This window comes from Clostridium sp. UBA7791 (assembly GCF_002480755.1).
Classification (GTDB): domain Bacteria; phylum Bacillota; class Clostridia; order Clostridiales; family Clostridiaceae; genus Clostridium_J; species Clostridium_J sulfidigenes.
In genome coordinates, this window is sequence record NZ_DLCT01000011.1 from 210,813 (window position 1) to 236,310 (window position 25,498).

Consider the following 25,498-nt stretch of genomic DNA (forward strand, 5'->3'; position numbering starts at 1 on the left):
TATTGAAGTCCACACAAGAATATGTGGAAAACTATTAATATGTGGAAAACTTTTTAAAGTATTGTTAGTAAATTTTCATTTAGGTATCTGAAAATAAATAATAAGTCAAAGATGAGAAGTATAACACAAAATAGACAAGCATTCTGAGTTGTTTATTTTTTGAAGATGTCTTAGTGGATTTTGAAAGATAAAAGAGTTAAACTATAATTGAATATAGAAGATTACTATATGGATATATTTAAAATAGATAACAGAAGAATAGGATAGGAAGATTAGAAATGAGAAAAGATTTTAATGGAAAGAGATATCATAATTTAAATTATTTTTTAAGAAAAAAGTTTAATGGACAAAAAACTTTTAAAATATCATTAGATGGTGGATTTACATGTCCTAATAGAGATGGAAAATTATCAAAAGGTGGGTGTATATTCTGCTCTGAGAGTGGCTCAGGAGATTTTGCTGGAGATAGGTTATCATCTATAACTGAGCAGTTTGTTGATATAAAGGAAATGATGAATAAAAAGTGGAAAGATGGTAAGTATATAGCTTATTTTCAGGCTTATACAAATACCTATGCGCCTGTAGAAGTATTAAAGAAAAAATATGATGAAGCATTAACACAAGAGGATGTGGTTGGACTTGCCATTGCTACAAGACCAGATTGTTTAGAAGAAGATGTGTTAGAATTATTAGAAGACTATTCAAAAAGGGTATATACTTGGGTAGAACTTGGACTTCAAACTAGCAATGATACTACAGCTACCCTTATAAATAGAGGCTATAAGTTAGAAATATTTAAAAAAGCAGTGGAGGAACTACATAAAAGGAAAATAGATGTGGTGGCACATATAATCTTTGGACTTCCAGGAGAAAGTAAAGAGGATATGTTAAAAACCGTTAAGTATATTTCTAAGCTTCCCATAAAAGGAGTTAAGATTCACCTTCTTCATGTAATGAAAAATACAAGGCTAGAAAAGCTGTTAGATGAAGGCAAGATTACATTACTAGAAATGGATGAATATATTGAACTTGTAACTAAGGCTATAACAATGTTACCACAGGATATAGTAATTCATAGACTTACAGGAGATGCTCCAAGAAATTTATTAGTAGGTCCTATGTGGAGTTTGAAAAAGTGGGAAGTCTTAAACGCCATAGATAATAAGTTAGTCACTGAAGACCTATATCAAGGAAAATATTATAAAGAAGATTGATTTAATTAAATGTATAATCAGGGGGGAATAGTACATGAATATTGATGTAGTTATATCTGCACAACATATTAAGCCAGAAAAATTTAAAGATAGGATAGTGGTTGTTATTGATGTCTTAAGAGCAACTTCAGTAATGGTTACAGCATTAAATAATGGTTGTGATAAAATAATTCCTGTAAAAGAGATAGAAGAAGCTATAGATATTGCAAGTAAAGATAAAAATAAATATCTTTTAGGAGGAGAAAGAGGGGGAATAAAAATAGATAAATTTGATTTCTCCAATTCACCTTTAGACTACATTGAGGATATAGTAAAAGGTAAGAGTCTTATAATGACTACCACAAATGGGACTAGAGCTATTAAAAATAGTGAGGAAGCAGAGAAGATATTTATAGGTGCTTTAATAAATGGAAGAGTAGTAGCAGAAAAATTAGCTAAGTTAAATAAGGATGTAACCTTTGTAAATGCAGGAACCGATGGAGAGTTCTCTATGGATGACTTTATAACAAGTGGGTATATAATCAACTGTTTAAGAGATATAATGAAAAACCATTGCACCTTAACAGATATAGCAAAAACTTCAGAATATGTATATATAAATAATCCTAGTATAATAAGTTTTGTAAAAGATGCACTTCATTATAAAAGGATGAAGGATCTCAGGTATAATGAAGATTTAAGATATTGCCTTTCAAAGGATTTAATAAATATAGTTCCAGAATACAAGGATGGAGAAATAAAGATATATTAATGAACAGATTTCTAAGCTTCAGAGGGAGTTTTACTCCTACTGAGGCTTAGAAATCTATTTTAAGAACTGCTGCTTTTAGTAGTTCTTTTTCTTTTAGCTAAAGTTAAAAATATAACTTCATATACTACAGTATATAAGGTAAAGAGAGCTATGAAAATAATTTGCTCAATACCATTCATTTTAGAGGTAGCAAACAATATTATTATAGGGAAACAAAAAACAATCTGAACAAATCTTAGAATGGATAAGCCTTTCATAACATCACCTTTTACCAAATATTACTATATTATTATTGTTACACTTTTAGAACTAACATTCAATAAAAACTGTACAACAAATTTATATCTCATTATCCTTATAATTTAAGAAAATCAAAGAATAAAATTACAATATGTAAAAATAAGTGAAATCATAAGTGATATGCATAAGTATACCTAGTAGTAAATAACTAAAATTTTATTGAATTTATATAAAATAATGTACTCATGTAAGGATAAAATGAATAAAATATATAAAGGGGGAATATTTATGGAATTCTTTAGTTATATTACAGAGAATGCATTGATACTAATACCAGTGCTATATATAATTGGTATGATTTTAAAAGGAATAGAGAAGATAAATGATAAATATATACCAGTAATTTTGCTTCCTGTAGGCATACTGTTATCTATGGGAGTTATGCACAGTTTTAGTGCTGATGCAATAATTCAGGGTGTTTTAGTTACTGGGGCTAGTGTATATGCTAACCAACTAGTAAAACAAAGTCAAAAGAAAGAGTAAAGAAGATTTAAATATAAGAGCTATATAATTTATAAATCAAATAAGATTATAAATTATATAGCTCTTTATAAATAATTAAACCACTTGGAAGATATAAAATTTTAAGTAGTATGATTCATCACTATTCCAAAGAATTGGATGATCAGGAGCTTGAGTTCTAAATTCTACTTGTCTTAGGGTAACCCTTGCATCTTTAGCTGCACTGGCAATGGTATCTCTAAACAGTTCAGGATTCATAAAGTGAGAACATGAACATGTTATAAAATAACCACCTTTATTAACTAATTTCATTCCTCGAAGGTTTATTTCTTTATATCCTCTTGTAGCACTTTTTATAGTAGAACGAGATTTGGTAAAGGCTGGTGGGTCAAGGATAACCACATCATATTTTCTGCCTTCATCAGACCACTCACGAAGTACATCAAAGGCGTTGTGACATTCAAATTTAACTACATCTTGTAGATTATTAAGCTCTGCATTACGTCTACAGAATTCTACTGCATGCTCTGATATATCTACTCCTAATACTGATTTAGCACCAGCAACACCAGCATTTAATGCGAAGGAACCAGTGTGAGTAAAGCAGTCTAGCACAGTGGCATCTTTGCAAAGCTTATGTATAGCAGCTCTATTTTCCTTTTGATCTAAGAAAAATCCTGTCTTTTGCCCATTTTCAACATCAACATAGTACTTAACGCCATTTTCAACTATCTGAATCATAGTATCAAAGGGTTCGGTTAAAAAGCCTTTAATCTGTTCCATGCCTTCAAGGATTCTAACCTTAGCGTCACTTCTCTCATAAATACCTTTAGCACCATATTCTTCTACTAGAATTTTTACAATGATATCTTTATATTTATCAATGCCTAGAGCTAGAGATTGAATAACGTAGTAATCTTCTAATTTATCAATTATAAGTCCAGGTACAAAATCAGCTTCTCCAAACAAAAACCTACAGCTAGAAGTATCTATTATCTTTTTTCTGTATTCCCATGCAGCTCTAAGTCTTTTTCTAAAAAATTCTTCATCAATTTCTTCATTGATATCTCTAGTCATAATTCTTATAGTAATTTTAGAAACATCATTAATATAACCTTTTCCGATGAATTCCTCTCTGCAATTATATACTTCTACAATGTCTCCATTTTCATATTCACCATCATATTCTTCTATATCAGTAGAGTAAACCCAAAGGTGACCATTCTCCACACTTTTTCCTTTTCCCTTTAGTAGATAGAATTTACAAGCCATTTACATCCTCCTATTATCAAAACAATAAATTATTAATAATAATTTATATTGTCAAATTTAAAATTGTTCTATATAAAAATTAAATTTCCTAAACTTTATTTAGACCTCTTATAGTATAAATTTATAGAGAGGATTTTGCAAATAAATTATTTAATTTTTACCATAGAAAAATCTTTGGCAGTAAAGTATAATATTCTTGGTTTGAATTTTTTTAACGCATACCATTTAATGGTGATAGTCAGAAGGATATAGGAGGAAAATGTATGAGTATACTTACAGTTAAAAATATAAGTCATGGTTTTGGGGATAGAGCAATATTTGAAGATGTATCCTTTAGACTATTAAAAGGGGAACATGTAGGTTTAATTGGAGCTAATGGTGAGGGTAAATCTACTTTTATGAATATAATAACTAGTAAACTTATGCCTGATGAAGGCCAAGTAATTTGGTCTAATAATGTGAGGGTAGGATATATGGATCAACATGCAGCTTTAGAACAAGGATTAACTATAAGAGATGTACTAAGAGATGCATTTAAATACCTATTTGATTTAGAGACTGAAATGAATGAACTTTATGGGAAAATGGGTGAAATGGACGAAGAACAAATGAATAAGGCATTAGAAAGAACTGCTATTATTCAAGATATGCTAGATAATAACGGGTTTTATGTTATAGATGCAAAGGTTGAAGAAGTTGCTAAGGGATTAGGACTTTTAGATGTAGGGCTAGATAAAGATGTAACGGCTTTAAGTGGAGGCCAAAGAACTAAGGTTTTACTTGCAAAGCTTCTACTTGAAACTCCAGACATATTACTTCTAGACGAGCCTACAAACTATTTAGATGAAGCACATATAGAGTGGCTGAAGAGATATCTACAAAGCTATGAAAATGCATTTATTCTAATATCTCATGATATTCCTTTCTTAAATTCTGTAATTAATCTTATATACCATGTGGAAGATAGAAAGTTAAGTAGATATGTAGGAGACTATGAAGAGTTTAAGAGAATATATGAAGCAAAAAAAGAACAGCTTGAAAGAGCATATGAAAGGCAACAAGCTGAAATTGCAAAACTTGAAGATTTTGTTGCAAGAAATAAAGCCAATGTTGCTACATCTAACATGGCTAAATCAAGGCAGAAGAAGTTGGATAAAATAGATAGAATAGAGCTTTCTAAGGAAAAGCCAAAGCCAACATTTAACTTCAAAACAGGAAGAGCATCAGGTAAGGTTATTTTTGAAACTAAGGACTTGGTTATAGGATATGATAGTCCATTAACAAAGCCTCTTAATATTTCTATGGAAAGAGGACAAAAGATTGCCCTTGTAGGAGCCAATGGACTTGGAAAAACAACTCTACTTAAGAGCCTTATGGGAGACATAAAACCTATAAGTGGAGAAGTTACCCTAGGTGATTATCAACAAATAGGATACTTTGAGCAAGAAGGTGCATCAGGAAATAAAAATACTTGTATAGAAGAATACTGGAAGGAATTCCCTAGCTGCACTCAATACGAAGTCCGTGCAGCCTTAGCTAAGTGTGGTTTAACTACTAAGCATATAGAAAGCATGGTTATGGTACTATCAGGAGGAGAAGCTGCCAAGGTAAGACTTGCAAAGCTTATAAATAGGGAAACCAATATACTAATCCTTGACGAGCCTACCAATCACTTAGATGTAGAAGCAAAGGATGAATTAAAGAGAGGATTACAAGAATATAAAGGAACTATATTACTAGTTTGCCATGAACCAGAGTTTTATAAAGATGTAGTAACAGATATATGGAACTGTGAGGATTGGACGACGAAGATTGTATAATGCATATTTAAAGTTATGTTGTTAGGTGAGGTGTTATTTTACACCTCATTTTTTAAATTTTAAAATATTGAATAAGTAAAATTGGTGGACCCAAAAAGGAAAAATGTAGAATATAATATAAGTACATCAAAAGTAATAATGCTATTATAAGTGCATCAAAGGTGATGATGCTATTATGAGTGCATCAAAAGGGATGATGCTATTGTAAATGCATCATCATTGAAAAAGTATCTAATAAATGTTAAAATTAAAGAAATATTTAAGAAATTATGAGGTAATAAGCATGTACTTTGCAATTATAGGTGATATAGTTGAGTCAAAAAAGATATTAAATAGAAATGAAGCTCAGGAAAAATTAAATCATATATTAAAAGATATAAATATTGAATATGAAAGAAACATTGCTGCAAAATTTATTATTACATTAGGAGATGAATTTCAAGGTTTATTAAGTAATCCTATTCATTTATTTGATATTATTGATAAAATTAAGTTTAAAATGTATCCTATAAAAATTAGATTTGGAGTTGGGATTGGTAATATTGATACTAATATAAATAAAGAGATGGCATTAGGGGCTGACGGTCCAGCATATCATTATGCTAGAAAAATGATAGAGGAGATTAAAATATTAAATAAAACAAACAGTAAATCACAATATAATACAGATATAGGGGTTAGTTCGATTTATAAAACTGATATAGTTAGTTTAATTAATAATAATTTATGCTTATGTTACTTTATAGAAGAGAAGTGGACAGATAAGCAAAGAGAGCTTATTGAAAAAATAATGTTTTCAAATAAAACTCAAAGGGAAATTGCTAATGAATTAAATTTAGTTCAATCAAGCGTACAAAGGAGATTAAAGAGCTCAGGATATTATAATTATATTTATGTAAAACATAGTTTGAATAGAGTTTTGATGGAAGTGTGGGGAGAATATAAATATGCAGATTAAATTTATTGTACTGTGCTTGATAGCACATGTGGTTGGGGATTATTATTTGCAAGATGATGAAATGTCAGAGCTAAAGAAGGAAAAAATAGGTGGCGTATTTAAACATTCAGTATTCTATAGCATTCCATTTATTTTAATTTTACTTTTGTTTAAGAAAAGTTATAAGATAACAGGATTAATACTATTATTATGCTTAGCTCATTTATTGATCGATGTAGTAAAATATTATTTATATAAGGGATATTTAAAAATATTTCATACTGCATGTAAAAAGAATAAAGTAAAGAAGTATATTAAATCATGGATGGTATATATATTTGATCAAGTTGTACATATAATTTTACTTATAGCCGTAATAGTTTGTTTTAGGGAGAATTTATATCATCCAATAGATACATTGTATATTGGATATAATATATTGGGTATCGATGGATTAACGGTTTTAAAATGGGCATTGATGGTGTTATGTATGCATAAGCCGGCAAATATAACTTTTAAAATAATATTTTCAGAATGTAAGCCTAAGGGAAACTTAGTTACTAGTAATAATTCGGTAGTTAACAATAGTATCAATAGCAGCGTTGCTAACAATGGTAATAATAATGGCGCAGTTATAGGTTTTTTAGAACGTATAATAATTGCTATGTTTTTATATAGTAATCAATACTCGGCTATAGGATTCATTTTAACAGCAAAGTCAATTGCTAGATATAATAAGATTTCTGAGGATGCAGAATTTGGTGAGTATTATTTAATTGGAACATTATTTAGTACTTTATTTGTTATAGTTATTTATAACTTTATTTTTTAATCGGTTAATAAGATATTTTAATATATTAACTTGAGTTATTCACTAAAATTATTTATATAAGGACAACTACTGCATAGTTTAAATGGTATATATCTACAGCCAGTAACAATCTTAGCCGCTATAGATTATTAAATTTAATTTTCTTGTTTAATTCACATATTTTTCTATTAAACTATTCATATGAGTCTCTCCATTGTTAAGTGTTTTTCTGCAAGTTAACCATAACAAAGGAGGGACTCCTTTTCTATATTTTCATCATTTTTTAGGTGAAAAGCAAAATGTTAATAAATATAGGTATCAAGCTATGCATGGTTTTTATTTTTCTATGAATAATTCAGGTTAAAGCATATAGTTTTTGATAAAAGTATATTTTTTAAAAAAATAAGAGTGTGAGAAGAAAAGAATGATGTTAGAATAAGTAAAAGCATATTTACAATATAAAATTATGAGAATATGATAAAATAGAATTTAACATAAGGCATCTTCGAAAAATAAATAAGTCAGAATGTTCGTCTATTTTGTGTTATACTGCGTCAACAGAACCCTTAGATAGTGCTACTATCTGCGGAACCTGTTTCCTTGTCTAACTCAAAATATACTTCCCATCTTTGACTTATTATTTATTTTCAGATACCTTAAATATATAATAAAAACTTTGAGGTGAAAAATGAAAATAAGAGTACCAAAATATCTTAATAAATTCAAATGTATAGCAGACAAGTGTGAGGATACATGTTGTGCTGGTTGGGAAATTGTTATTGATAAAGAAACTTATGATTACTATGAAAATCTTAGTGGTAGCTTTGGAGAAAGACTAAGAAGTGAGATAGTCAATGATGGAGAAGACAATATATTTGTATTGAAAAAAGGAAATTGTGCCTTTCTAAATGAAAACAAATTATGTGATATATATAATGAACTTGGAGAAGATGGTCTTTGCTATACTTGCAAGAAGTATCCTAGGTATATGGAGGAGTTCGGGAACTTACGAGAAATAGGTATATCACTTTCCTGTCCAGAGGCAGCAAGGATAATACTAGGTGATTCTAATAAGGTTGAATTTGAGTTAAGTGAAAATGATGAGTTTATAACTTCCTATAACGATATTGATGCCATGCTATTTATCGACCTTATGCAGTGCAGAAGTATAATTTTTAATATACTTCAGAATCGTAGTATTGATTTAAATATAAGAGCTGCTATAATTCTTGACTTTGCAAAGGAAGTTCAGGATAAGATAGATGAGGACGATCTAACTAGTTTAAAGACCATTAAAGAAAGATATATGGATAAAAACTTTATAAACAAGACTAGTGATGATCTTAATAAAACTATTAGAGATAAAGAACAATGGTATACTGATATAGAAGAGTATTTTTATGTATTTAAAGGCTTAAAGCATATAAATAACAATGATCCCTTAGGCTTAGATAAGGTGTTATCTTATATTAAGAGTAGTGCTGAGAATAAAGATATTTATCTAGATAAATATAAGGAATTTAACAATTTTTATAAAGATAATATGTATAAGTTTGAAAATATATTAGTTTATTTTGTGTTTAGATACTTTATGAAGGCTGTCTTTGATTATGATGTGGCTGCTAAAGTGAAGACTGCCGTGGTGAGTTATTTAATGATTAAACAGTTATGTGTAGTAAGGTGGATAGAAAGTGGAGAGCTTAGTGATGAGGATATGGTAGATATGAGTCATACATATTCTAAAGACATTGAACATTTAGAGGAGAATATAGACACCTTGGCAGAGATTTTTAAAAGAAATCCTGTATTTAAAGAAGATAGAATTATAAATATACTAATAAACTAAAAATAAGGTATTAGATAATTAAGTAATATTTAGACTACTTCGATTTTGAAATATTAGATTACAAATGAAAAAATTAAACTTATAGTTGGAGAAGGAGAGATATGGAACATTATAAAATTTTAGGTGTTGATAAAAATACATCTATGGAAGAGATAACAAAGGCTTATGAAGATAGGATAAATAAATTTAAAGAAGAGATAGAAGATGAAAAAAGAGCAAAATCCTTTATAAAAGTATTTGATGAAGCTTATGAAAAAATAAAGGAAGAGAGAGAAAAAAATAAAAGTCAGCAAACTGTGATTATAGATAATCAAGTGAAAGATTTAAATAATAATTTTCATAAAAATGATAGTAATAGCTATGAAAGTTTTAATGAATATGAACAAGAATCTACAGTTAGTAAAGAAAAGGGGAGATCATCTTCAAAGAGTACATCAATAAGAAAACAAAAAAAATCTAAAAAGAAGTCTACAGAAGATAGAGACAATATTAAATCTGAAAAACAAAGTAAAAGGGATAGTAGTAGAAAAGTAGGAAGTAATAAAAAGAGTAGTGAATCTTCCCTTACTCAATTGTCACTTAAGATATTGCTCATGCCTGTGGTAGTTATATTATCCATAATAATATTTCTATGTAAAATATTAAATATAATATCTTGGATTGCATCTAAGATTATAATAATAGCAGCTATAGCTATATCTGCTATCCATGGATATCAAATTTATATTGGACATGCTATTAAATATAAGATATTTGTATTATGTGCTGTGGGCTTTGTAGTTTCTTTATTTTTACCAAGTATCCTAAAAATTCTTGTATCTACGTTAAGTAAAGTAAATAACAAATTAAAAAAGTTTGTTTTTTAATGTTAAGTGGTAGAAATATAATTGTTAGTATTTTATATTTTTATAATTAAAAAATATAATTTTTATTATATTTTTAAGAAGTTAACTTGAAAAACTTTACTTTACTGAAACTGACCGAACCTTCTGTTGCAATAGTATTTTATTATTGATATAATGAATCAAGTAAAGTTTATTATAAACTTTTTTGATTGTTATAATTGTGGGTTAATTTTATTTTAAAGTAAAGAAAACTAATTCATTCATATCTTGAATATTTTTAAAATAGGAGAGATTGTATATGAAAGAATTTAGTATTAACACAAAGGTCTATTTTGGACAAGGCTCTTTAGAAAAACTAAATGAAATCAAGAATAAAAGAGTGCTAATTGTATGTGATAAATTCATGGAAACATCAGGTATGGCTGAGAAAGTAAAGCAAAAGCTTGTTGATTGTCAAGTAGCTGTATTTAGTGATATTGTACCTGATCCATCTGTAGAAGTTATTGCTGAAGGCATTCAGAAATTACAAAATTGTGATGCTCAGGTTATGATAGCTCTTGGTGGAGGTTCATCAATTGATGGAGCTAAAGCTATGAGAGAATATGCAAAAAAAATTACTGGTGGAGCTTCTTCTATAGAAGAATTCTATGCTATACCTACTACAAGTGGTACAGGGTCTGAAGTAACTGAATATGCAGTAATAACTAATAAACAAGAAGGGTTAAAGTATGCTCTTGCAGATAAATCTCTTCTTCCAACAGTTGCAATTCTTGATCCGGAACTAGTAAAATCTGTACCTAAGGCTATAACTGCTGATACAGGAATGGATGTTATTACACATGCTTTAGAGGCTTATGTTTCAAAGAATGCTACTGATTTTTCAGATGCTCTTGCAGAGAAAGCACTTACTTTAGCTTTTAGATTTTTACCACTAGCTTATGCTGATGGAAATGATGTAGTGGCAAGAGAAAAGCTGCACAATGCATCATGTCTTGCTGGAATGGCTTTTAATGCTGCTGGCTTAGGAATTACTCATAGTTTAGCTCATGCTGTAGGTGGGAAATTACATATTTCTCATGGAAGAAGTAATGCAATGATACTTCCTTATGTAATAGAATATAATGCCAATTTAAATAAGGGTGCTTTCAATGTAGAATATGACATAGCATCTAAAAAGTATCAAAGAGTTGCCAAATTATTGAAGTTGCATGCACCAAATGTAAATATTGGTGTTAATAATTTAATTAAAAGTATTGTAGAACTTCAAAAGACTTTGATGATTCCAACAACATTAAAGGAACAAGGTGCTGATATGGAACTAGCTGAAGCATCAAAAGAAGAAATCATTAAAGCAGCTCTTAATGACATATGTACAACAGCAAATCCTAAAGAAGTAACAGGAGAAGATTTATCAAAAATTTTAGAAAAAGTTTTTGGATAAAATTTTGTATTTTATACCACTCATTAATGGGTGGTTTTTTTATTGGTTCTGCTAAACTCCTTAAATTTAGGATGGAATGTTATACATTTAGTTTGATGTAATAAATTTCCTCTTTACAGTTTGACTATAATATGTAATATTGTTTATACGAATAATATATTTTTTCTTTAATTTCACATGGTAAAATATTCATTTTAAGGTTAAATATTATTCTTCAATTATTTTTGAATATTATCAAACTCTGTTTATTCAAAATCACATAATTAAGTATTTATAATTCTCATCATAATCATAATAATATCCATTTATTTATACAAAAAGTTTGATATAACAATTAGCTAAAATTTCATTAGGATTTTTATTATATATAAGTTTATGATAAACATTTTGAAAATTGCAAAGAGTTCGTGGCTCTTAGAATAAATTTAAAATGTTTATAAATATTAAAAAGGTGAAGTTATTTTTTAATGCTTATAAGGACTCCTCCTTATATTCTTTACATTTAGTGGGGGAAATTCTTTTTAATAAAGTTTTAAAATCTTTGGAATAAAATGATTTAGATTTTAAAAACGGCTAAAAATATTATAAAAGAGGTGAACTTAGTATGGGAGAAGAATTATATTCCATAGGAAAAGTGGAAGAGATATGTAAAATAACAAAAAAAGCACTGAGATATTATGATAAAATGGGTATATTATCACCTGATAAAGTAGCTGATGAAAGTGGCTATAGATATTACAGCAAGAAAAACTTACTATCTGTACCAGTAATAAAATATTATAAGCAAAGTGGATTTAAGCTAGAAGAAATGAGAGCTTTTTTACAAGGAACAACTTATGATTTTTTTGATAAAAGTTTTAGAACAAAAATTGATGAATTAAGAGAACTTGAAAAGGAAATAAATTTAAAGATAAGATCTGTAAGAGATTGGCATGCACTTATAGTTGAGGCACAGATGGTAATTGAAAATAATGTTTGTGATGTCTCTATAAAATATATTGATGAGCGCAATTTAATATTCTTAAATCAAAATTTTAATTATGATTATATGGAGTGTATAATTAACATAGAGTTTAACAATTATATTGATAGTATAAATAATGCAATAACAGGTCCTGTAATTATATGTTTTCCATCTTTTGAGGATAAGATTAATGGGAAATGTAGTAAGATGAAAATAATGCAAGAGACTATTTTAAAGTGTAAGGACGAAGAAAGTATTGAATTTGGTGGATGGTTAGCAGCTTCTTGCTATCATATAGGTACTCATGAAACAATTAATGAAACATATAAAAAAATAAAAGAATGGGCTAAGGAACATGATTACATATGTTCTGAAGAATCTTATGAAAGATATGTAACAGATTATTGGACAACTAAAAACACTGACAAGTTTGTAACGGAAATTTTGATTAAAATTAGAAGAAAGAGATAGATTCATTAAACTGAAAATACTGAAAACGTTGACCGTAGGGTAAGGGATAAAATGTCGATAAAACTCGGTTTGTAAAAAAATACAAATATATCTTTTGAAAAAAATACATATATTTCTTTTATAAAATAAAATTTCTACTCCATGATATTGACGGAAACTAGTATTTAGCACTTAAAACAACTGGCACAACTAACTTATAATTATTTATTAAGTTAGTTGTGTTAATTTTTTTTGAATTTTGATGACAAATACATGTTGACTTTACCCCATAGGGAAAGGCATATAATTTAATTGTTAATAAAATAACCACAAGATATCAAATGAAAAGTTATTCAATAGTTTTAAAATGAAATATCCCAAATTATAACAATCACAAAACGTACTCATTGTAAATTTTTATTTAGTAATATAAATTTAAAAGTTATTATCAAACTAAGTGGAGGGGATTTATTTTATGAAGGAAGTTTCGAAAACGGTAAGTTTAGAAGCCATTACTGCAAAAAACAAATTATCATCTGATTTCCTTAAAAAAGGTATTTCAATTGCTCTTTTTTCAGGTCTTATGTATGGATTTTATTCAGCATTTTTAACCTTGGGAATGACTAAAGGAGTATGGGGTGACTGGTATGGTGCTAATACAGCAGGTTTATCAGCAGTAGTTATTACATATGTGCTTGGTGCCCTTGGTAGTGCCGTAAACGATACATGTAGTGCTGTTTGGGCAGTGATTTATGCAACTGTTAAAGGTAAACTTGGAGATTTCTTCAGATGTCTTAAAACCAAACCAGGTGCTGTAATGATATTGGCAGCTCTTATCGGAGGACCAATTTCAAGTACAGCTTTTGTTGTGGCTTTACAAATGGCGGGTTCAATTGTTATTCCAATTACAGCTCTTTGTCCAGCTATCGGTGCTATTTTAGGAAGAATATTATTCAAACAAAAACTAGACAAACGTATGATGCTTGGTATTGCCATCTGTGTTGTATCTAGCTTTATGATTGGAAGTACTAGTATTGGTGGAGATGCTCCAGCTGGAATGTTCCTTGGAATTTGTATTGCATTTATTGCAGCTCTTGGATGGGGATTTGAAGGTTGCGTAGCTGGATATGGTACATCTATGATTGACTCAGAGATTGGTATTACAATTCGTCAAGCTACATCTGGGCTTTCAAACTTAATAATATTAGTACCTTTATTTGGAATGATATTTGGAGATGGGATTAAATTTTCAACTAATTTAGTTAGTCAAGCATTTACAAGTGGTCCTGCAATGATATGGTTTGCACTAAGTGGTCTTTGTGCTTTTGTTTCATACATGAGTTGGTATAACGGTAATAGTATGTGTGGTGCTGCTCTTGGTATGGCTTGTAATGGTACATATTCCTTCTGGGGTCCATTCTGCTGTTGGATAATTCTTGGAGTGATAGGCGGTATGGACGGATGGGCATTACCTCCAATCGTATGGATTTCTGCGGTATTAATGATGTTCGGTATCCTTGTAATAGCTATGAATCCAATGGATTTGTTTAAAAAGAAGGAGGTATAAGATAATGAAGCCGCTTAATTATGCAATATTAAAATATTTTACAAAAATTAATGAAGCTTGCGCTGATGATGTTATAAATGCTCTAAAAGTAGAGTATGGCAACTTTAAAGCTTTGAAAAAGAAAGCTGTAATTACGGCGTTAATGACAGCGGAGGCAAATGGTCTCATTGAAGAAACAAGATTTGAATTAGATAAAAATGGTGAGTTGAGAGTTTATTATAGAGCCCACGAAGATGGTGCTGCTACAATCAACAAATATATAAAAGACTAAAAAAATTTTTTGAATTAATTAATTAAAAGGCTCATTGCTATAATTTATGTTTCATAGGGATGAGCCATAATTATTTATTAATATACAAAAGATATGGTTAATTGAAAGGAGTTTTATTTTATGAAGGAAGTTTCAAAAGCAGTAAGCCCACAAGCTATGGCTGCAAAGAAGAAATTATCAAGTGATTTCTTCAAAAAGGGTATATCTCTAGCTTTATTTTCAGGACTTACCTATGGGTTATATACAGCATTTCTGACTATGGGTATGACAAAAGGAGTATGGGGTGACTGGTATGGCATTAATTCAGCAGGTTTATCAGCATTTGTTATAGCATACTTACTTGCTGCACTTGGTAATGCAATAAATGATACATGTAGTGCAGTTTGGGCGATTTCATTTGCATTAGTAAAAGGTAAATTTAAAGACTTTGTAAGATGCATTAACACTACTCCGGGACGAATTATGATATTAGCAGCTCTTATTGGAGGACCTATAGCTGGTACTGCTTATGTTATAGCTCTTCAAATGGCTGGACCAATAGTTGTTCCAATATCAGCTCTTTGCCCTGCTATTGCTGCTATATTAGGTAAAATTTTATATAAGCAGGAATTAAATAAACGTATGGCATTAGGTATTGCAGTATGTGTATTTGCTAGTTTCTTAATTGGTAGTACAGGCTTTAGTGGTGGAGCTTCAGCAAGTACTTTAATTGGTATTTTAATAGCTATTATTGCAGCTCTTGCATGGGGATTTGAAGGTTGTGTAGCTGGATATGGTACATCAATGATCGATCCTGAAATTGGTATTTGTATTCGTCAAGTTACATCAGGTATAGCAAATTTATTCATCTTAGTTCCTGTTTTTGGAATTATGGCTGGTGGAATGAACATTTCTGTTGACCTTGCTATACAAGCATTTACAAGTGGTCCTGCAATGATTTGGTTTGCATTAAGTGGTCTTTTATCATTTATCACATTTATGACATGGTATGCTGGAAACAGTATGTGTGGAGCAGGGCTTGGAACTGCATGTAACGGTACATATTCATTCTTTGGACCATTATTCTGCTTATTGTTATTAGGAGTATATGGTGGAATGGATGGATGGTCATTACCTTCAGTTGCTTGGATTGGAGCTGTAATAATGATGTTTGGTATCCTTACAATATCTATGAATCCACTTGATTTATTAAGAGGAAAAAAAGAGGGGGATAAAATAGATGAAGCCGCTTAATTATGCAATATTAAAATATTTCACTAAAGTAGAAGAAGCTTGCGCAGATGACGTTATAGAAGCGTTAAAGGGACAATATGGAAATTTTAAAGCTTTAAAAAAGAACGCTGTAATTACTGCGTTAATGACAGCAGAAGCAAATGGTCTTATTGAGGAAACAAGATTTGAATTAGATAAAAACAACCAATTAAAGGTTTATTATCATGCCCATGAAGATGGTGCAGCAACAATTAACAAATACATAAGAGATTAATTTTTAACATTACCCATAGGGTAATGCTTATAAGGAAAAATCTCTTATGAATTTAGTAAAATAGTTATTCTTATTAAACATTAAGAAAAGACTTTACTCTTAACAGCATAATTTCTTGTAAAAATATTTAAGAATTTTAATGCAAGAAATATATTGACTTTCCCCCAAAGGGTAAGGGATATAATCAATATATAAGAACAAACAAAAGATGCATGCAAACATAAATATAATATATAGAAGTTATGTAGTTAAGCTAAAGTATATTGAGCTAAAAATAGGAAGGAGGAATTAGTAATGAGATATTATGGAGATGAGGCTTTAGGCCTTGTAGAAACAATAGGATTGGTTCCTGCACTTGAGGCTGCAGACAAAATGCTTAAGGCAGCTAATGTTGAATTGATTTCATATGAAAATGTTGGTTCAACACTTGTAACTATTATGGTAAAAGGTGATGTTGGTGCAGTAAGATCTGCTGTAGAAGCAGGTGCTGAAGCAGCGGCAGCAATTGGTAAATTAACAGCACACAATGTTATGCCACGTCCTATTAAAGAAGTTGGAGATATCGTTTCAGTACACGATATCGACGCATAAAGCATAGAAAGGAAATGATTTACATATGTCAAGATATGAAGCTTTAGGATTAATCGAAACTTTTGGTCTGGTTTTTGCTTTAGAAGCAGCAGACGCTATGTGCAAAGCAGCAGATGTAGAACTAATAGGATATGAAAACGTTGCGTCAGGTTATATATCTGTTTTAGTTCGTGGTGATGTTGGTGCTTGCAAAACAGCAGTAGATGCTGGTGTTGCAGCAGTTGAAGGAATGGAAGGTGGAAGCCTTTATAGTTCAATAGTTATTCCAAGACCACACCAAGATCTAGAAAAAATAATAAAACGTTATGCAATTACAAATCTTGTAACAGAATAATAAATAGAAAAATTTTTTATAAGAAAAAGGAGAGAGAAAAATGAATATTATTGATAATGATTTACTCTCCATGCAGGAAGCGAGAATTCTTGTTGAAAATGCTCGTGAGGCACAAAGAAAACTAGCAGCTTTCCCACAAGAAAAACTTGATGAGATAGTTGAACGTATGACCGAAGAGATTGAAAAACATTTAAAAGAACTTGCAAAAATGTCTAATGAGGAAACTGAATGTGGAAAGTGGGAAGATAAACATATTAAAAATCACTTTGTGTGTAAGTATCTGAAAAATAGACTTAAGGGTATGAATTGTGTAGGTGTCATTAGTGAAGATAAAATGAACAAGACAAAGGATATAGGAGTACCAATGGGTGTTATTATAGCCTTTTCTCCATCAATGAGTCCTGTTTCTACAACAATATATAAAGCCTTAATTGCAATTAAGTCAGGAAATGCAATTATATTTTCACCTCATCCAGGAGCTAAAAATACAATTTCTAAAACAATTGATATTTTAATTAGAGCTGGAGAAGGGGTAGGGCTTCCAGAAGGTGCACTTGCATATTTGCATACAGTGACTTCAAGTGGTTCATTAGAACTTATGAATCATAAAGATACTTCACTAATAATGAATACAGGGGTTCCACAAATGCTTGATGCAGCTTATAAGTCCGGCAAACCAGTAATTTATGGTGGCAATGGAAATGGTCCAGCATTTATAGAACGTACTGCTGATATTGAGCAAGCTGCTAAAGATATTATTGATAGTAAGAGCTTCGATTATGGAGTTGTATCTGCTGCTGAGCAATCAATTGTTGTGGATAGCTGTATAGTAGCTGAAGTAAAACAAGAACTTATTAAAAATGGTGGATACTTTATGACAGAAGAAGAAGCTGAAAAATTGGCATCAATCTTATATTACAAAGATGGAAGTTCTGACATGGATATGATCGGGAGAACGCCACAATTTTTAGCTAAAAAGGCTGGCTTCAGTGTTCCTGAAAATATAAGAGTTCTTATTTCTCAGCAAAAATTTGTATCTCAAAAAAATCCTTATTCAAGAGAAAAGCTTTGTCCTGTTTTAGCTTTTTATATAGAAGATGACTGGATGCATGCTTGTGAAAAGTGTATAGAATTATTACTTAGTGAGAGACATGGACATACACTTATTATACATTCAAAGGATGAAGAGGTTATTCGTCAATTTGCATTAAAAAAACCTGTTGGAAGAGTACTTGTTAACACTCCAGGAACTTTTGGAAGTATGGGAGCAACCACAAACTTGTTTCCATCAATGACTCTAGGCAGTGGATCTGCAGGGCATGGAATGACTTCAGATAATGTATCACCTATGAACCTAATATATGTACGTAAAGTTGGATATGGGGTTCGTAAGGCAGATGAAATTGTTGGCATGATGGACAATAAAGAGGATTCCAACTATGAAGTTTTAAAAGATAAATTAAACGCAAATGAAATTGATAGTGTTAAGCTATTAGAGAGTATTTTGAAAAAAGTTTTAAATGACTTAAAATAATAGGTCATACAAAATGTATGAAATATATTAAAGAATGTGAGGGAATAAATTGGATATTCGTGAATTTTCAAATAAGTTTATGGAAGCAACTCAAAACATGTCTGATGAAGAACGTGCTAGTTTAATGAAGATGTTTTCTAGTGTTTCCAAAGAAATAACAAAGGATGAATCAACTACTAGCTGTGTTGTGTGTGACAATAATGGTCAAATTCCAGATGGAATAACAGAGCGTTTAGTTAAGTTAAAGGAAAAATACTTAACTCATGTACCAACAATCACTACTCACAAAGCAAGAGTTATTACTCAAATAGCAAAAGAAAACCCTGGTATACCTAAGGCAATTTTACGTGGTAAGTCTTTCAAGCGTTGCTGTGAAACTGCACCATTAGTAATTCAAGATAATGAACTTATCGTTGGTGCACCAAATGGACAACCACGTGCTGGATCTTTCTCTCCTGATATATCTTGGAGATGGATGAGAGACGAACTTGATACAATAGGAACTCGTGCTCAAGACCCATTCTACGTATCAGAAGAAGATAAGAAGATCATGCGTGAAGAATTATTCCCATTCTGGGAAGGTAAATCAATTGATGAATACTGTGAGAGTCAATACAGAGAAGCTGGAGTATGGGAACTTTCTGGAGAATCTTTCGTATCAGATTGTTCATACCACGCATTAAATGGAGGAGGAGACTCTAACCCAGGATACGACGTTATCTTAATGAAAAAAGGTATGCTTGACATAGTAAAGGAATGTAATGAGAAATTAGCTGACCTTAGCTATGAAAGACCAGAAGATATGGAAAAAATATACTTCTACAAATCTCTAATCGATACTGCAGAGGGTGTTATGATATACGCTAAACGTATGTCAGATTATGCTGCAGAATTAGCTGCAAAAGAAACTAATCCTACTCGTAAAGCTGAGTTATTAAAAATTTCAGAAGTAAATGCTAGAGTTCCAGCTCATAAGCCAAGCACTTACTGGGAAGCAATTCAATCAGTTTGGACTATAGAATCATTACTTGTAGTTGAAGAAAACCAAACAGGTATGTCTATAGGACGTGTTGACCAATATATGTACCCATTCTACAAAGCGGATATTGAAGCTGGTCGTATGACTGATTTTGAAGCATTTGAGTTATCTGGTTGTATGCTTATAAAAATGTCTGAGATGATGTGGCTTACAAGTGAAGGAGCTTCTAAATTCTTCGCAGGTTACCAACCATTCGTTAACATGTGTTTAGGTGGAGTTACTAGAGAGGGAAGAGATGCTACAAACGAATTAACATACCTTCTAATGGATGCAGTTCGTCATGTTAAGATATATCAACCAACTTTAGCTTGTCGTATACACAAAGCATCACCTCAAAAGTATCTTAAAAAGATAGTTGATGTTATCCGTGCAGGTATGGGATTCCCAGCATGTCACTTTGATGACGTTCATATAAAAATGATGTTAGCTAAAGGTGTTTCTATAGAAGATGCAAGAGATTACTGCTTAATGGGATGTGTTGAGCCACAGAAGTCAGGAAGATTATATCAATGGACTTCTACAGGATATACTCAATGGCCTATATGTATAGAACTTACTCTTAACCATGGTGTACCACTATGGTATGGTAAGCAAGTATGCCCAGATATGGGAGATCTAAGCAACTTCAAAACTTACGAGCAATTTGAAGCAGCTGTTAAAGAGCAAATTAAATTCATTACTAAATGGACAAGTGTTGCTACAGTAATTTCTCAACGTGTTCACAGAGACCTTGCACCAAAACCACTTATGTCTATGATGTATGAAGGATGTATGGAAAATGGTAGAGGAGTAGAAGCAGGCGGAGCTATGTATAACTTCGGACCAGGAGTAGTATGGAGTGGTCTTGCTACTTATGCAGACTCTATGGCAGCTATAAAGAAATTAGTATTTGAAGATAAAAAATATACACTACAAGAAATGAACGAAGCTTTAAAAGCTGATTTCGTTGGATATGAACAACTTAAAAAAGATTGTTTAGAAGCACCTAAGTATGGTAACGATGATGATTATGCAGATTTAATTGCTGCGGATTTAATTAACTTTACTGAGCAAGAACATCGTAAGTATAAGACATTATATTCAGTTCTTAGCCATGGTACTTTATCAATCTCAAACAACACTCCATTTGGACAACTTACAGGAGCTACAGCAAATGGACGTAGAGCATGGATGCCTTTATCAGATGGTATAAGTCCAACTCAAGGAGCTGACTTTAAAGGACCTACTGCTATAATTAAATCTGTTTCTAAAATGTCTTGCGAGGATATGAATATAGGTATGGTTCATAACTTCAAGTTAGTAGCGGGTCTTCTTGATACACCTGAAGGTGAAAATGGAATCATTACATTACTACGTAGTGCATGTGCCCTTCAGCTTGGAGAAATGCAGTTCAACTATTTAGATAACAAAACATTACTTGAAGCACAAAAACACCCAGAGCAATACCGTGATTTAATTGTTCGTGTTGCTGGATATAGTGCATTCTTTGTTGAGTTATGCAAAGACGTTCAAGATGAAATTATCAGCAGAACTGTGCTTACACACTTTTAATTAAAAAAATTGTATAAAATCTGTAATCTGCAGCAGTGTTCTGTAGATTACAGATTATAAATAAGATATATATTAAAAATCAAGGTAATGAAACTGGAGAATGAAAAATATGAGTAATGAAAACTTAGGTATAATCGAACGAAAAGCGACGATTTTTAATATACAGAAATATAACATGTATGATGGAGATGGAGTAAGAACTTTAATATTCTTTCAAGGTTGTCCTCTTCGTTGTAAATGGTGTGCAAATCCTGAAGGACTAGTTAAAAAGCATAGAGTTATGTTTAAAAGTAATTCATGTGTTAATTGTGGGGCTTGCGTTTCTGTTTGTCCTGTTGGAATACATACCATATCTAATGAAACTTTAAAGCACGAAGTTAATCGTGATATTGATTGTATCGGATGTGGTAAGTGCAAAGAAGCTTGTCTTAAATCTGCTTTAACAATAGTTGGAGAAGTAAAAACTATTTCGGAACTTTTGGAGATTGTAGAGGAAGATAGAACTTTTTATGAAGTTTCTGGTGGTGGTGTTACATTAGGCGGTGGTGAAGTTTTAATGCAGCCTGAAGCAGCTTGCAGTCTGTTAATGGCATGTAAGCAATCAGGAATAAATACTGCAATTGAAACTTGTGGTTATGCAAAACTTGAATCAGTACTTAAGGTTGCGGAGTTTACAGATTTATTCCTATTTGATGTTAAACATATTAATTCTGATAGACACTTTCAGTTAACAGGTGTGAGGAATGAACAGATTTTAGAAAATCTGCAAGAACTACTTCGCCGCAAATATAATGTTAAGATTCGTATGCCTTTACTTAAAGGTATAAATGATTCTCAAGATGAGATTGAAAAGACTATGGAGTTTTTAACACCATACAAAGATTATAAAAATTTTAAAGGGATTGACTTACTTCCATATCATAAAATGGGGGTAAATAAATACAATCAATTAGGAATGGAATATCCTATAAAGGATGATCCAAGTTTAAAGAATGAAGATTTAGATAGAATAGAAGGATGGATTAAAAAGTACGATTTACATGTAAAAGTAATCCGTCATTAAATAATTTTCAAATAGATAATAAGATGGAAGGTAAGGTTTATGGGAGATTTTCTTGATAGAAACATACAGCGTGTTATACAAGAGTCAGTGCCAGGAAAGCAGATTACAATAGCACATATCATTGCGTCACCTATGTCTGATATATATGAACGTCTTGGAATCGATGAAAAAGGAGCTATAGGGATTTTAACTCTTTCTCCATATGAAACTGCAATAATAGCAGCAGATATTGCTACAAAGTCTTCTAATGTTGAAATTGGGTTTCTTGATCGTTTTACAGGTTCTGTTGTAATAAATGGCGATGTTCAAAGTGTGGAAACAGCACTTGGAGCAGTAAACGATACGTTAAGAGATATGCTTGGATTTACTCCGGCACCCATTACAAGGACATGAGAAAAAAGCGCATAATGGTAATTGGACCTTCAAGATGTGGTAAAACCACATTAGTTAATGCCCTAAATAATTATGATGGTCCGCTAAAACGAACACCAGATTTAATTTATGGTAAAAACACTATTGATGTTCCAAGTGCTTATTTAGAAAATTCATGGATGTACAAGCATATAATAGCAGCAGCTCAAGATGCATCTCATGTGCTTATATTGGTTGATCAGTCTAATTGCAATGAAATATACTCCCATGGATTTGCAAAGTCTTTTAGATGCCCGGTGATTGGAGTTATTACAAAATGTGACTTGATACCTGAAAATGAAGAAAAATGTTTACGACAGTTGAAGAACATAGGAGTATCAAAGCCATATTTTAATATTAGTTTTCCAATGGCAACAGGAATTGATGCTTTGAAAAAGTATTTATTTGAAAAAGGTGAGGAGTAAAGGTCAATGATGAAATTTATTACCGAAGAGTATTTGAGAGATTTATATCGAAAAGAACCTTTTAATACCTACAAGTTACAACAAGGACAGCGCCTTACACCTGGAGCAGCTCAATATTTGTCTGATAAGAGAATAACAATGAATAATAATGATTCTAAAAAAGATAAAAATGTTTCTCAAGAAAATAAGACTGAAGCAGTAAAACCAGAGAGAAACACTAATTTATATTTGAAGAAACTTTGTTGTAAGTTGAAATCTATGGAGGCAGTATTTCTTGTTACTAGTAGTGAAATATTAAGAGAAGATATCATTTTAGCACAAAATGTTATGAATTTAGGTAGAAAAATATCAAACATCAGAAATGTTGTGGAAGGAAAAGGTGTTCTTGAGTCTATTTGCTGCAAAGAATGCACTGGAATTAATCCATTAAATTTCATGACTGACCTTGATGATTGTTTTGAAATAACAGAATTTCATATGCAGCTTGAAAAAAGCAATGCAATTTTAAAAATGAACGCACTACGTTGTGCTATGCGAGAATTACAATTTGATATAATTGATACCTACAAAAATGATGATGACGGTTTAAAAAATAGAATTATGGAGAACACTAATTCAATAATTAATTCGCTGTCTCAATTGATTTGTTCAGCAGTAGGAGGAAAAGAATGTCAAAGAAAAAATTAACTTTTGAATATTGTGATAAGATGGTTCAAGATTTTGAAGAGGTTATAGAAAAGCCAATCCTTAACGGTTCTTCTGTTTATTATACAGGTGTGGACTTAGGTACTGCTTGTGTAGTATTGGCTGTTTTAGATGAAAACTATAAGCCGGTGGCTGGTGCGTATAGGTATGCAGATGTGGTTCGTGATGGTATGGTTGTAGACTATATTGGTGCCATAAGAATTGTTAGAGAACTTAAGCAGGAAATTGAGGAAAAATTGAATACAGAGCTTCTTTATGCAGCTGCTGCAATTCCACCTGGAACAGATGCTTTAGATTCTGGAGCAATTAAAAATGTAGTTCAGTCAGCAGGATTTGAATTAACAAATCTGTTAGATGAACCTACTGCTGCCAATGCTGTACTTAAAATTGAAAATGGTGCAGTTGTTGATATCGGTGGTGGTACAACTGGAATATCAATTTTAAAAGATGGAAAGGTTGTTTATGTTGTTGATGAACCAACAGGAGGTACTCATTTCTCATTAGTTATTTCTGGTGCTTATGGAATGCCTTTTAAAGAGGCAGATAAGTTTAAAAGAGATAATGAAAACCACAAGGAAATTTTACCTGTGTTAAAGCCAGTAGTTGAAAAGGTGTCATCAATTATTAACCAGCATATCAAGAATCATGATGTGAATGAGATTTCTTTAGTTGGTGGTACTTGTTGTTTGACTGGAATTGAAGAAATTATTCAGAAACAGACTGGAGTTTATACTCACAAACCTAAGAATCCTATGTTTGTTACACCACTTGGAATAGCATTAAGTTGTACACAAGATATTATGGAATAATAAGGAGAGTGTTTAAAAGTGGATTTTAGAATTATAAAATCACCTTCCCAGAGCACTAAAGATATTCTTATAAGACGAATTGGTGGAAATTGTAAAACCAAATTAGACGGTGTTGATGCAATAGGACTTGTTCAAGGCAAACTTATCGATATGATATATGCTACAGATATTGCTGAGAAAAGTGCTGGTGTCACTGTTGAAGATATAAAGGGCACATGTCCCCAACATATGGTTTTAATTGGAATTTTTGGCGACACATCATCAGTTGAATCTGCAATAAATGAGATTAAACTGAAAATGAAAGAAGGAAAAACAATATGATAGTAGCAAGACTTATTGATAATGTATGGGCAACTAGAAAAGCTGAATCACTTAACGGACTTAAGTTTATGCTTGCTGAGGAAATTGGTGGAGTAGATGAAGGACGTAGATTTATTGTTGTTGATAATATCAGTGCAGGTATTGGTGATAGAGTTATCGTTAGTACTGGATCATCTGCTCGTAGAATGTTAGGCGATGATAATATACCTGTAGATGCAGTTGTTGTTGGAATAGTTGATAATGATTGTAACTTTGGTTAAACACAATCTTTCTTAAAA

At 31.2% G+C, this 25,498-nt stretch carries 26 protein-coding genes; 25 read left to right on the forward strand and 1 reads right to left on the reverse strand.

Translation table 11 applies throughout. The features are described 5' to 3' along the window. Nucleotides 1-278 precede the first annotated feature (278 nt). From B3Z56_RS14805 to B3Z56_RS14815, 3 genes are all read left to right on the forward strand, one after another. Complete coding sequence (locus B3Z56_RS14805; protein ID WP_346876337.1) at nt 279-1,214, forward strand: TIGR01212 family radical SAM protein; 936 nt, start codon at nt 279-281, stop codon at nt 1,212-1,214. Nucleotides 1,215-1,248: 34 nt separating this feature from the next. Continuing rightward, nucleotides 1,249-1,965, forward strand: a complete 717-nt coding sequence (locus B3Z56_RS14810; protein ID WP_150845450.1) for a 2-phosphosulfolactate phosphatase — start codon at nt 1,249-1,251, stop codon at nt 1,963-1,965. A 528-nt stretch (nt 1,966-2,493) separates the two neighbouring features. Then, nucleotides 2,494-2,748 (forward strand): phage holin family protein, encoded by a 255-nt coding sequence (locus B3Z56_RS14815; RefSeq protein ID WP_035134826.1) that lies wholly within the window; start codon nt 2,494-2,496, stop codon nt 2,746-2,748. 75 nt (nt 2,749-2,823) lie between these two features. Here B3Z56_RS14815 and B3Z56_RS14820 read toward each other — a convergent pair whose 3' ends face one another. Beyond that, complete coding sequence (locus B3Z56_RS14820) at nt 2,824-3,999, reverse strand: class I SAM-dependent rRNA methyltransferase (protein ID WP_346876339.1); 1,176 nt, start codon at nt 3,997-3,999, stop codon at nt 2,824-2,826. A 263-nt stretch (nt 4,000-4,262) separates the two neighbouring features. Between B3Z56_RS14820 and B3Z56_RS14825 the strand changes: the two genes are divergently transcribed. The 22 genes from B3Z56_RS14825 (at nt 4,263) to B3Z56_RS14930 (ending at nt 25,480) form a co-directional block, all read left to right on the forward strand. After that, nucleotides 4,263-5,819 carry an ABC-F family ATP-binding cassette domain-containing protein gene (locus tag B3Z56_RS14825; RefSeq protein ID WP_346879112.1) on the forward strand — a complete coding sequence of 519 codons (1,557 nt, stop codon included), beginning with the start codon at nt 4,263-4,265 and terminating at the stop codon, nt 5,817-5,819. A gap of 283 nt (nt 5,820-6,102) precedes the next feature. Continuing rightward, nucleotides 6,103-6,777 (forward strand): SatD family protein, encoded by a 675-nt coding sequence (locus B3Z56_RS14830; RefSeq protein WP_346876341.1) that lies wholly within the window; start codon nt 6,103-6,105, stop codon nt 6,775-6,777. After that, nucleotides 6,767-7,588, forward strand: coding sequence for a DUF3307 domain-containing protein (locus tag B3Z56_RS14835; protein ID WP_346876342.1), 822 nt, complete (start codon nt 6,767-6,769; stop codon nt 7,586-7,588). Before B3Z56_RS14830 ends, B3Z56_RS14835 begins: the two co-directional genes overlap by 11 nt. A gap of 667 nt (nt 7,589-8,255) precedes the next feature. Continuing rightward, nucleotides 8,256-9,413: a flagellin lysine-N-methylase gene (fliB, locus tag B3Z56_RS14840; RefSeq protein ID WP_346879113.1), complete on the forward strand. Its 1,158-nt coding sequence runs from the start codon at nt 8,256-8,258 to the stop codon at nt 9,411-9,413. A gap of 101 nt (nt 9,414-9,514) precedes the next feature. Next, nucleotides 9,515-10,279: a molecular chaperone DnaJ gene (locus B3Z56_RS14845; RefSeq protein ID WP_346879114.1), complete on the forward strand. Its 765-nt coding sequence runs from the start codon at nt 9,515-9,517 to the stop codon at nt 10,277-10,279. 277 nt (nt 10,280-10,556) lie between these two features. Continuing rightward, on the forward strand, nt 10,557-11,699 hold the full coding sequence (locus B3Z56_RS14850) for a 1-propanol dehydrogenase PduQ (protein ID WP_346848802.1): 1,143 nt from the start codon (nt 10,557-10,559) through the stop codon (nt 11,697-11,699). Nucleotides 11,700-12,303: 604 nt separating this feature from the next. Next, nucleotides 12,304-13,134, forward strand: a complete 831-nt coding sequence (locus B3Z56_RS14855; RefSeq protein ID WP_035134842.1) for a MerR family transcriptional regulator — start codon at nt 12,304-12,306, stop codon at nt 13,132-13,134. Nucleotides 13,135-13,588: 454 nt separating this feature from the next. Continuing rightward, complete coding sequence (locus B3Z56_RS14860; protein WP_150843634.1) at nt 13,589-14,680, forward strand: hypothetical protein; 1,092 nt, start codon at nt 13,589-13,591, stop codon at nt 14,678-14,680. 4 nt (nt 14,681-14,684) lie between these two features. Beyond that, nucleotides 14,685-14,951 carry a hypothetical protein gene (locus tag B3Z56_RS14865; protein WP_346848803.1) on the forward strand — a complete coding sequence of 89 codons (267 nt, stop codon included), beginning with the start codon at nt 14,685-14,687 and terminating at the stop codon, nt 14,949-14,951. Between the two features lie 120 nt (nt 14,952-15,071). Beyond that, nucleotides 15,072-16,184, forward strand: a complete 1,113-nt coding sequence (locus tag B3Z56_RS14870) for a membrane protein (RefSeq protein ID WP_035134848.1) — start codon at nt 15,072-15,074, stop codon at nt 16,182-16,184. Further along, the gene (locus B3Z56_RS14875; RefSeq protein ID WP_346848804.1) at nt 16,171-16,437 is read left to right on the forward strand and encodes a hypothetical protein; all 267 of its coding nucleotides are present in this window, start codon (nt 16,171-16,173) and stop codon (nt 16,435-16,437) included. The genes B3Z56_RS14870 and B3Z56_RS14875 overlap by 14 nt, the downstream gene beginning before the upstream one ends. Before the next feature lie 294 nt (nt 16,438-16,731). Further along, nucleotides 16,732-17,028 (forward strand): BMC domain-containing protein, encoded by a 297-nt coding sequence (locus B3Z56_RS14880; protein ID WP_035134852.1) that lies wholly within the window; start codon nt 16,732-16,734, stop codon nt 17,026-17,028. A 25-nt stretch (nt 17,029-17,053) separates the two neighbouring features. Beyond that, a complete protein-coding gene (locus B3Z56_RS14885; RefSeq protein WP_035134854.1) occupies nt 17,054-17,362 on the forward strand; it encodes a BMC domain-containing protein in 309 nt (102 codons plus the stop codon). Nucleotides 17,363-17,402: 40 nt separating this feature from the next. After that, nucleotides 17,403-18,896 carry an aldehyde dehydrogenase family protein gene (locus B3Z56_RS14890; RefSeq protein WP_346879115.1) on the forward strand — a complete coding sequence of 498 codons (1,494 nt, stop codon included), beginning with the start codon at nt 17,403-17,405 and terminating at the stop codon, nt 18,894-18,896. Between the two features lie 49 nt (nt 18,897-18,945). After that, nucleotides 18,946-21,486, forward strand: coding sequence for a choline trimethylamine-lyase (gene cutC, locus B3Z56_RS14895; protein WP_346879116.1), 2,541 nt, complete (start codon nt 18,946-18,948; stop codon nt 21,484-21,486). A gap of 109 nt (nt 21,487-21,595) precedes the next feature. Then, nucleotides 21,596-22,549, forward strand: a complete 954-nt coding sequence (cutD, locus tag B3Z56_RS14900; RefSeq protein ID WP_346848807.1) for a choline TMA-lyase-activating enzyme — start codon at nt 21,596-21,598, stop codon at nt 22,547-22,549. A 39-nt stretch (nt 22,550-22,588) separates the two neighbouring features. Beyond that, nucleotides 22,589-22,942: a BMC domain-containing protein gene (locus B3Z56_RS14905; RefSeq protein WP_035134859.1), complete on the forward strand. Its 354-nt coding sequence runs from the start codon at nt 22,589-22,591 to the stop codon at nt 22,940-22,942. After that, a complete protein-coding gene (locus B3Z56_RS14910; protein ID WP_346848808.1) occupies nt 22,939-23,385 on the forward strand; it encodes a EutP/PduV family microcompartment system protein in 447 nt (148 codons plus the stop codon). Before B3Z56_RS14905 ends, B3Z56_RS14910 begins: the two co-directional genes overlap by 4 nt. A gap of 6 nt (nt 23,386-23,391) precedes the next feature. Beyond that, on the forward strand, nt 23,392-24,072 hold the full coding sequence (locus B3Z56_RS14915; protein ID WP_346848809.1) for a cobalamin adenosyltransferase: 681 nt from the start codon (nt 23,392-23,394) through the stop codon (nt 24,070-24,072). Further along, nucleotides 24,054-24,899, forward strand: coding sequence for an ethanolamine utilization protein EutJ (gene eutJ, locus B3Z56_RS14920; protein WP_346848810.1), 846 nt, complete (start codon nt 24,054-24,056; stop codon nt 24,897-24,899). The genes B3Z56_RS14915 and eutJ overlap by 19 nt, the downstream gene beginning before the upstream one ends. A gap of 18 nt (nt 24,900-24,917) precedes the next feature. Continuing rightward, nucleotides 24,918-25,220: a BMC domain-containing protein gene (locus tag B3Z56_RS14925; RefSeq protein ID WP_035134867.1), complete on the forward strand. Its 303-nt coding sequence runs from the start codon at nt 24,918-24,920 to the stop codon at nt 25,218-25,220. Then, nucleotides 25,217-25,480 carry a EutN/CcmL family microcompartment protein gene (locus tag B3Z56_RS14930; RefSeq protein WP_035134869.1) on the forward strand — a complete coding sequence of 88 codons (264 nt, stop codon included), beginning with the start codon at nt 25,217-25,219 and terminating at the stop codon, nt 25,478-25,480. The genes B3Z56_RS14925 and B3Z56_RS14930 overlap by 4 nt, the downstream gene beginning before the upstream one ends. Nucleotides 25,481-25,498 lie beyond the last annotated feature (18 nt).

Excerpts from the sequence above, each read along its gene's own strand:
- B3Z56_RS14805 (WP_346876337.1), top strand. The coding sequence starts at position 279 with ATGAGAAAAGATTTTAATGGAAAGAGATATCATAATTTAAATTATTTT.
- B3Z56_RS14810 (WP_150845450.1), top strand. The coding sequence starts at position 1,249 with ATGAATATTGATGTAGTTATATCTGCACAACATATTAAGCCAGAAAAA.
- B3Z56_RS14815 (WP_035134826.1), top strand. The coding sequence starts at position 2,494 with ATGGAATTCTTTAGTTATATTACAGAGAATGCATTGATACTAATACCA.
- B3Z56_RS14820 (WP_346876339.1), bottom strand. The coding sequence starts at position 3,999 with ATGGCTTGTAAATTCTATCTACTAAAGGGAAAAGGAAAAAGTGTGGAG.
- B3Z56_RS14825 (WP_346879112.1), top strand. The coding sequence starts at position 4,263 with ATGAGTATACTTACAGTTAAAAATATAAGTCATGGTTTTGGGGATAGA.
- B3Z56_RS14830 (WP_346876341.1), top strand. The coding sequence starts at position 6,103 with ATGTACTTTGCAATTATAGGTGATATAGTTGAGTCAAAAAAGATATTA.
- B3Z56_RS14835 (WP_346876342.1), top strand. The coding sequence starts at position 6,767 with ATGCAGATTAAATTTATTGTACTGTGCTTGATAGCACATGTGGTTGGG.
- fliB (WP_346879113.1), top strand. The coding sequence starts at position 8,256 with ATGAAAATAAGAGTACCAAAATATCTTAATAAATTCAAATGTATAGCA.
- B3Z56_RS14845 (WP_346879114.1), top strand. The coding sequence starts at position 9,515 with ATGGAACATTATAAAATTTTAGGTGTTGATAAAAATACATCTATGGAA.
- B3Z56_RS14850 (WP_346848802.1), top strand. The coding sequence starts at position 10,557 with ATGAAAGAATTTAGTATTAACACAAAGGTCTATTTTGGACAAGGCTCT.
- B3Z56_RS14855 (WP_035134842.1), top strand. The coding sequence starts at position 12,304 with ATGGGAGAAGAATTATATTCCATAGGAAAAGTGGAAGAGATATGTAAA.
- B3Z56_RS14860 (WP_150843634.1), top strand. The coding sequence starts at position 13,589 with ATGAAGGAAGTTTCGAAAACGGTAAGTTTAGAAGCCATTACTGCAAAA.
- B3Z56_RS14865 (WP_346848803.1), top strand. The coding sequence starts at position 14,685 with ATGAAGCCGCTTAATTATGCAATATTAAAATATTTTACAAAAATTAAT.
- B3Z56_RS14870 (WP_035134848.1), top strand. The coding sequence starts at position 15,072 with ATGAAGGAAGTTTCAAAAGCAGTAAGCCCACAAGCTATGGCTGCAAAG.
- B3Z56_RS14875 (WP_346848804.1), top strand. The coding sequence starts at position 16,171 with ATGAAGCCGCTTAATTATGCAATATTAAAATATTTCACTAAAGTAGAA.
- B3Z56_RS14880 (WP_035134852.1), top strand. The coding sequence starts at position 16,732 with ATGAGATATTATGGAGATGAGGCTTTAGGCCTTGTAGAAACAATAGGA.
- B3Z56_RS14885 (WP_035134854.1), top strand. The coding sequence starts at position 17,054 with ATGTCAAGATATGAAGCTTTAGGATTAATCGAAACTTTTGGTCTGGTT.
- B3Z56_RS14890 (WP_346879115.1), top strand. The coding sequence starts at position 17,403 with ATGAATATTATTGATAATGATTTACTCTCCATGCAGGAAGCGAGAATT.
- cutD (WP_346848807.1), top strand. The coding sequence starts at position 21,596 with ATGAGTAATGAAAACTTAGGTATAATCGAACGAAAAGCGACGATTTTT.
- B3Z56_RS14905 (WP_035134859.1), top strand. The coding sequence starts at position 22,589 with ATGGGAGATTTTCTTGATAGAAACATACAGCGTGTTATACAAGAGTCA.
- B3Z56_RS14910 (WP_346848808.1), top strand. The coding sequence starts at position 22,939 with ATGAGAAAAAAGCGCATAATGGTAATTGGACCTTCAAGATGTGGTAAA.
- B3Z56_RS14915 (WP_346848809.1), top strand. The coding sequence starts at position 23,392 with ATGATGAAATTTATTACCGAAGAGTATTTGAGAGATTTATATCGAAAA.
- eutJ (WP_346848810.1), top strand. The coding sequence starts at position 24,054 with ATGTCAAAGAAAAAATTAACTTTTGAATATTGTGATAAGATGGTTCAA.
- B3Z56_RS14930 (WP_035134869.1), top strand. The coding sequence starts at position 25,217 with ATGATAGTAGCAAGACTTATTGATAATGTATGGGCAACTAGAAAAGCT.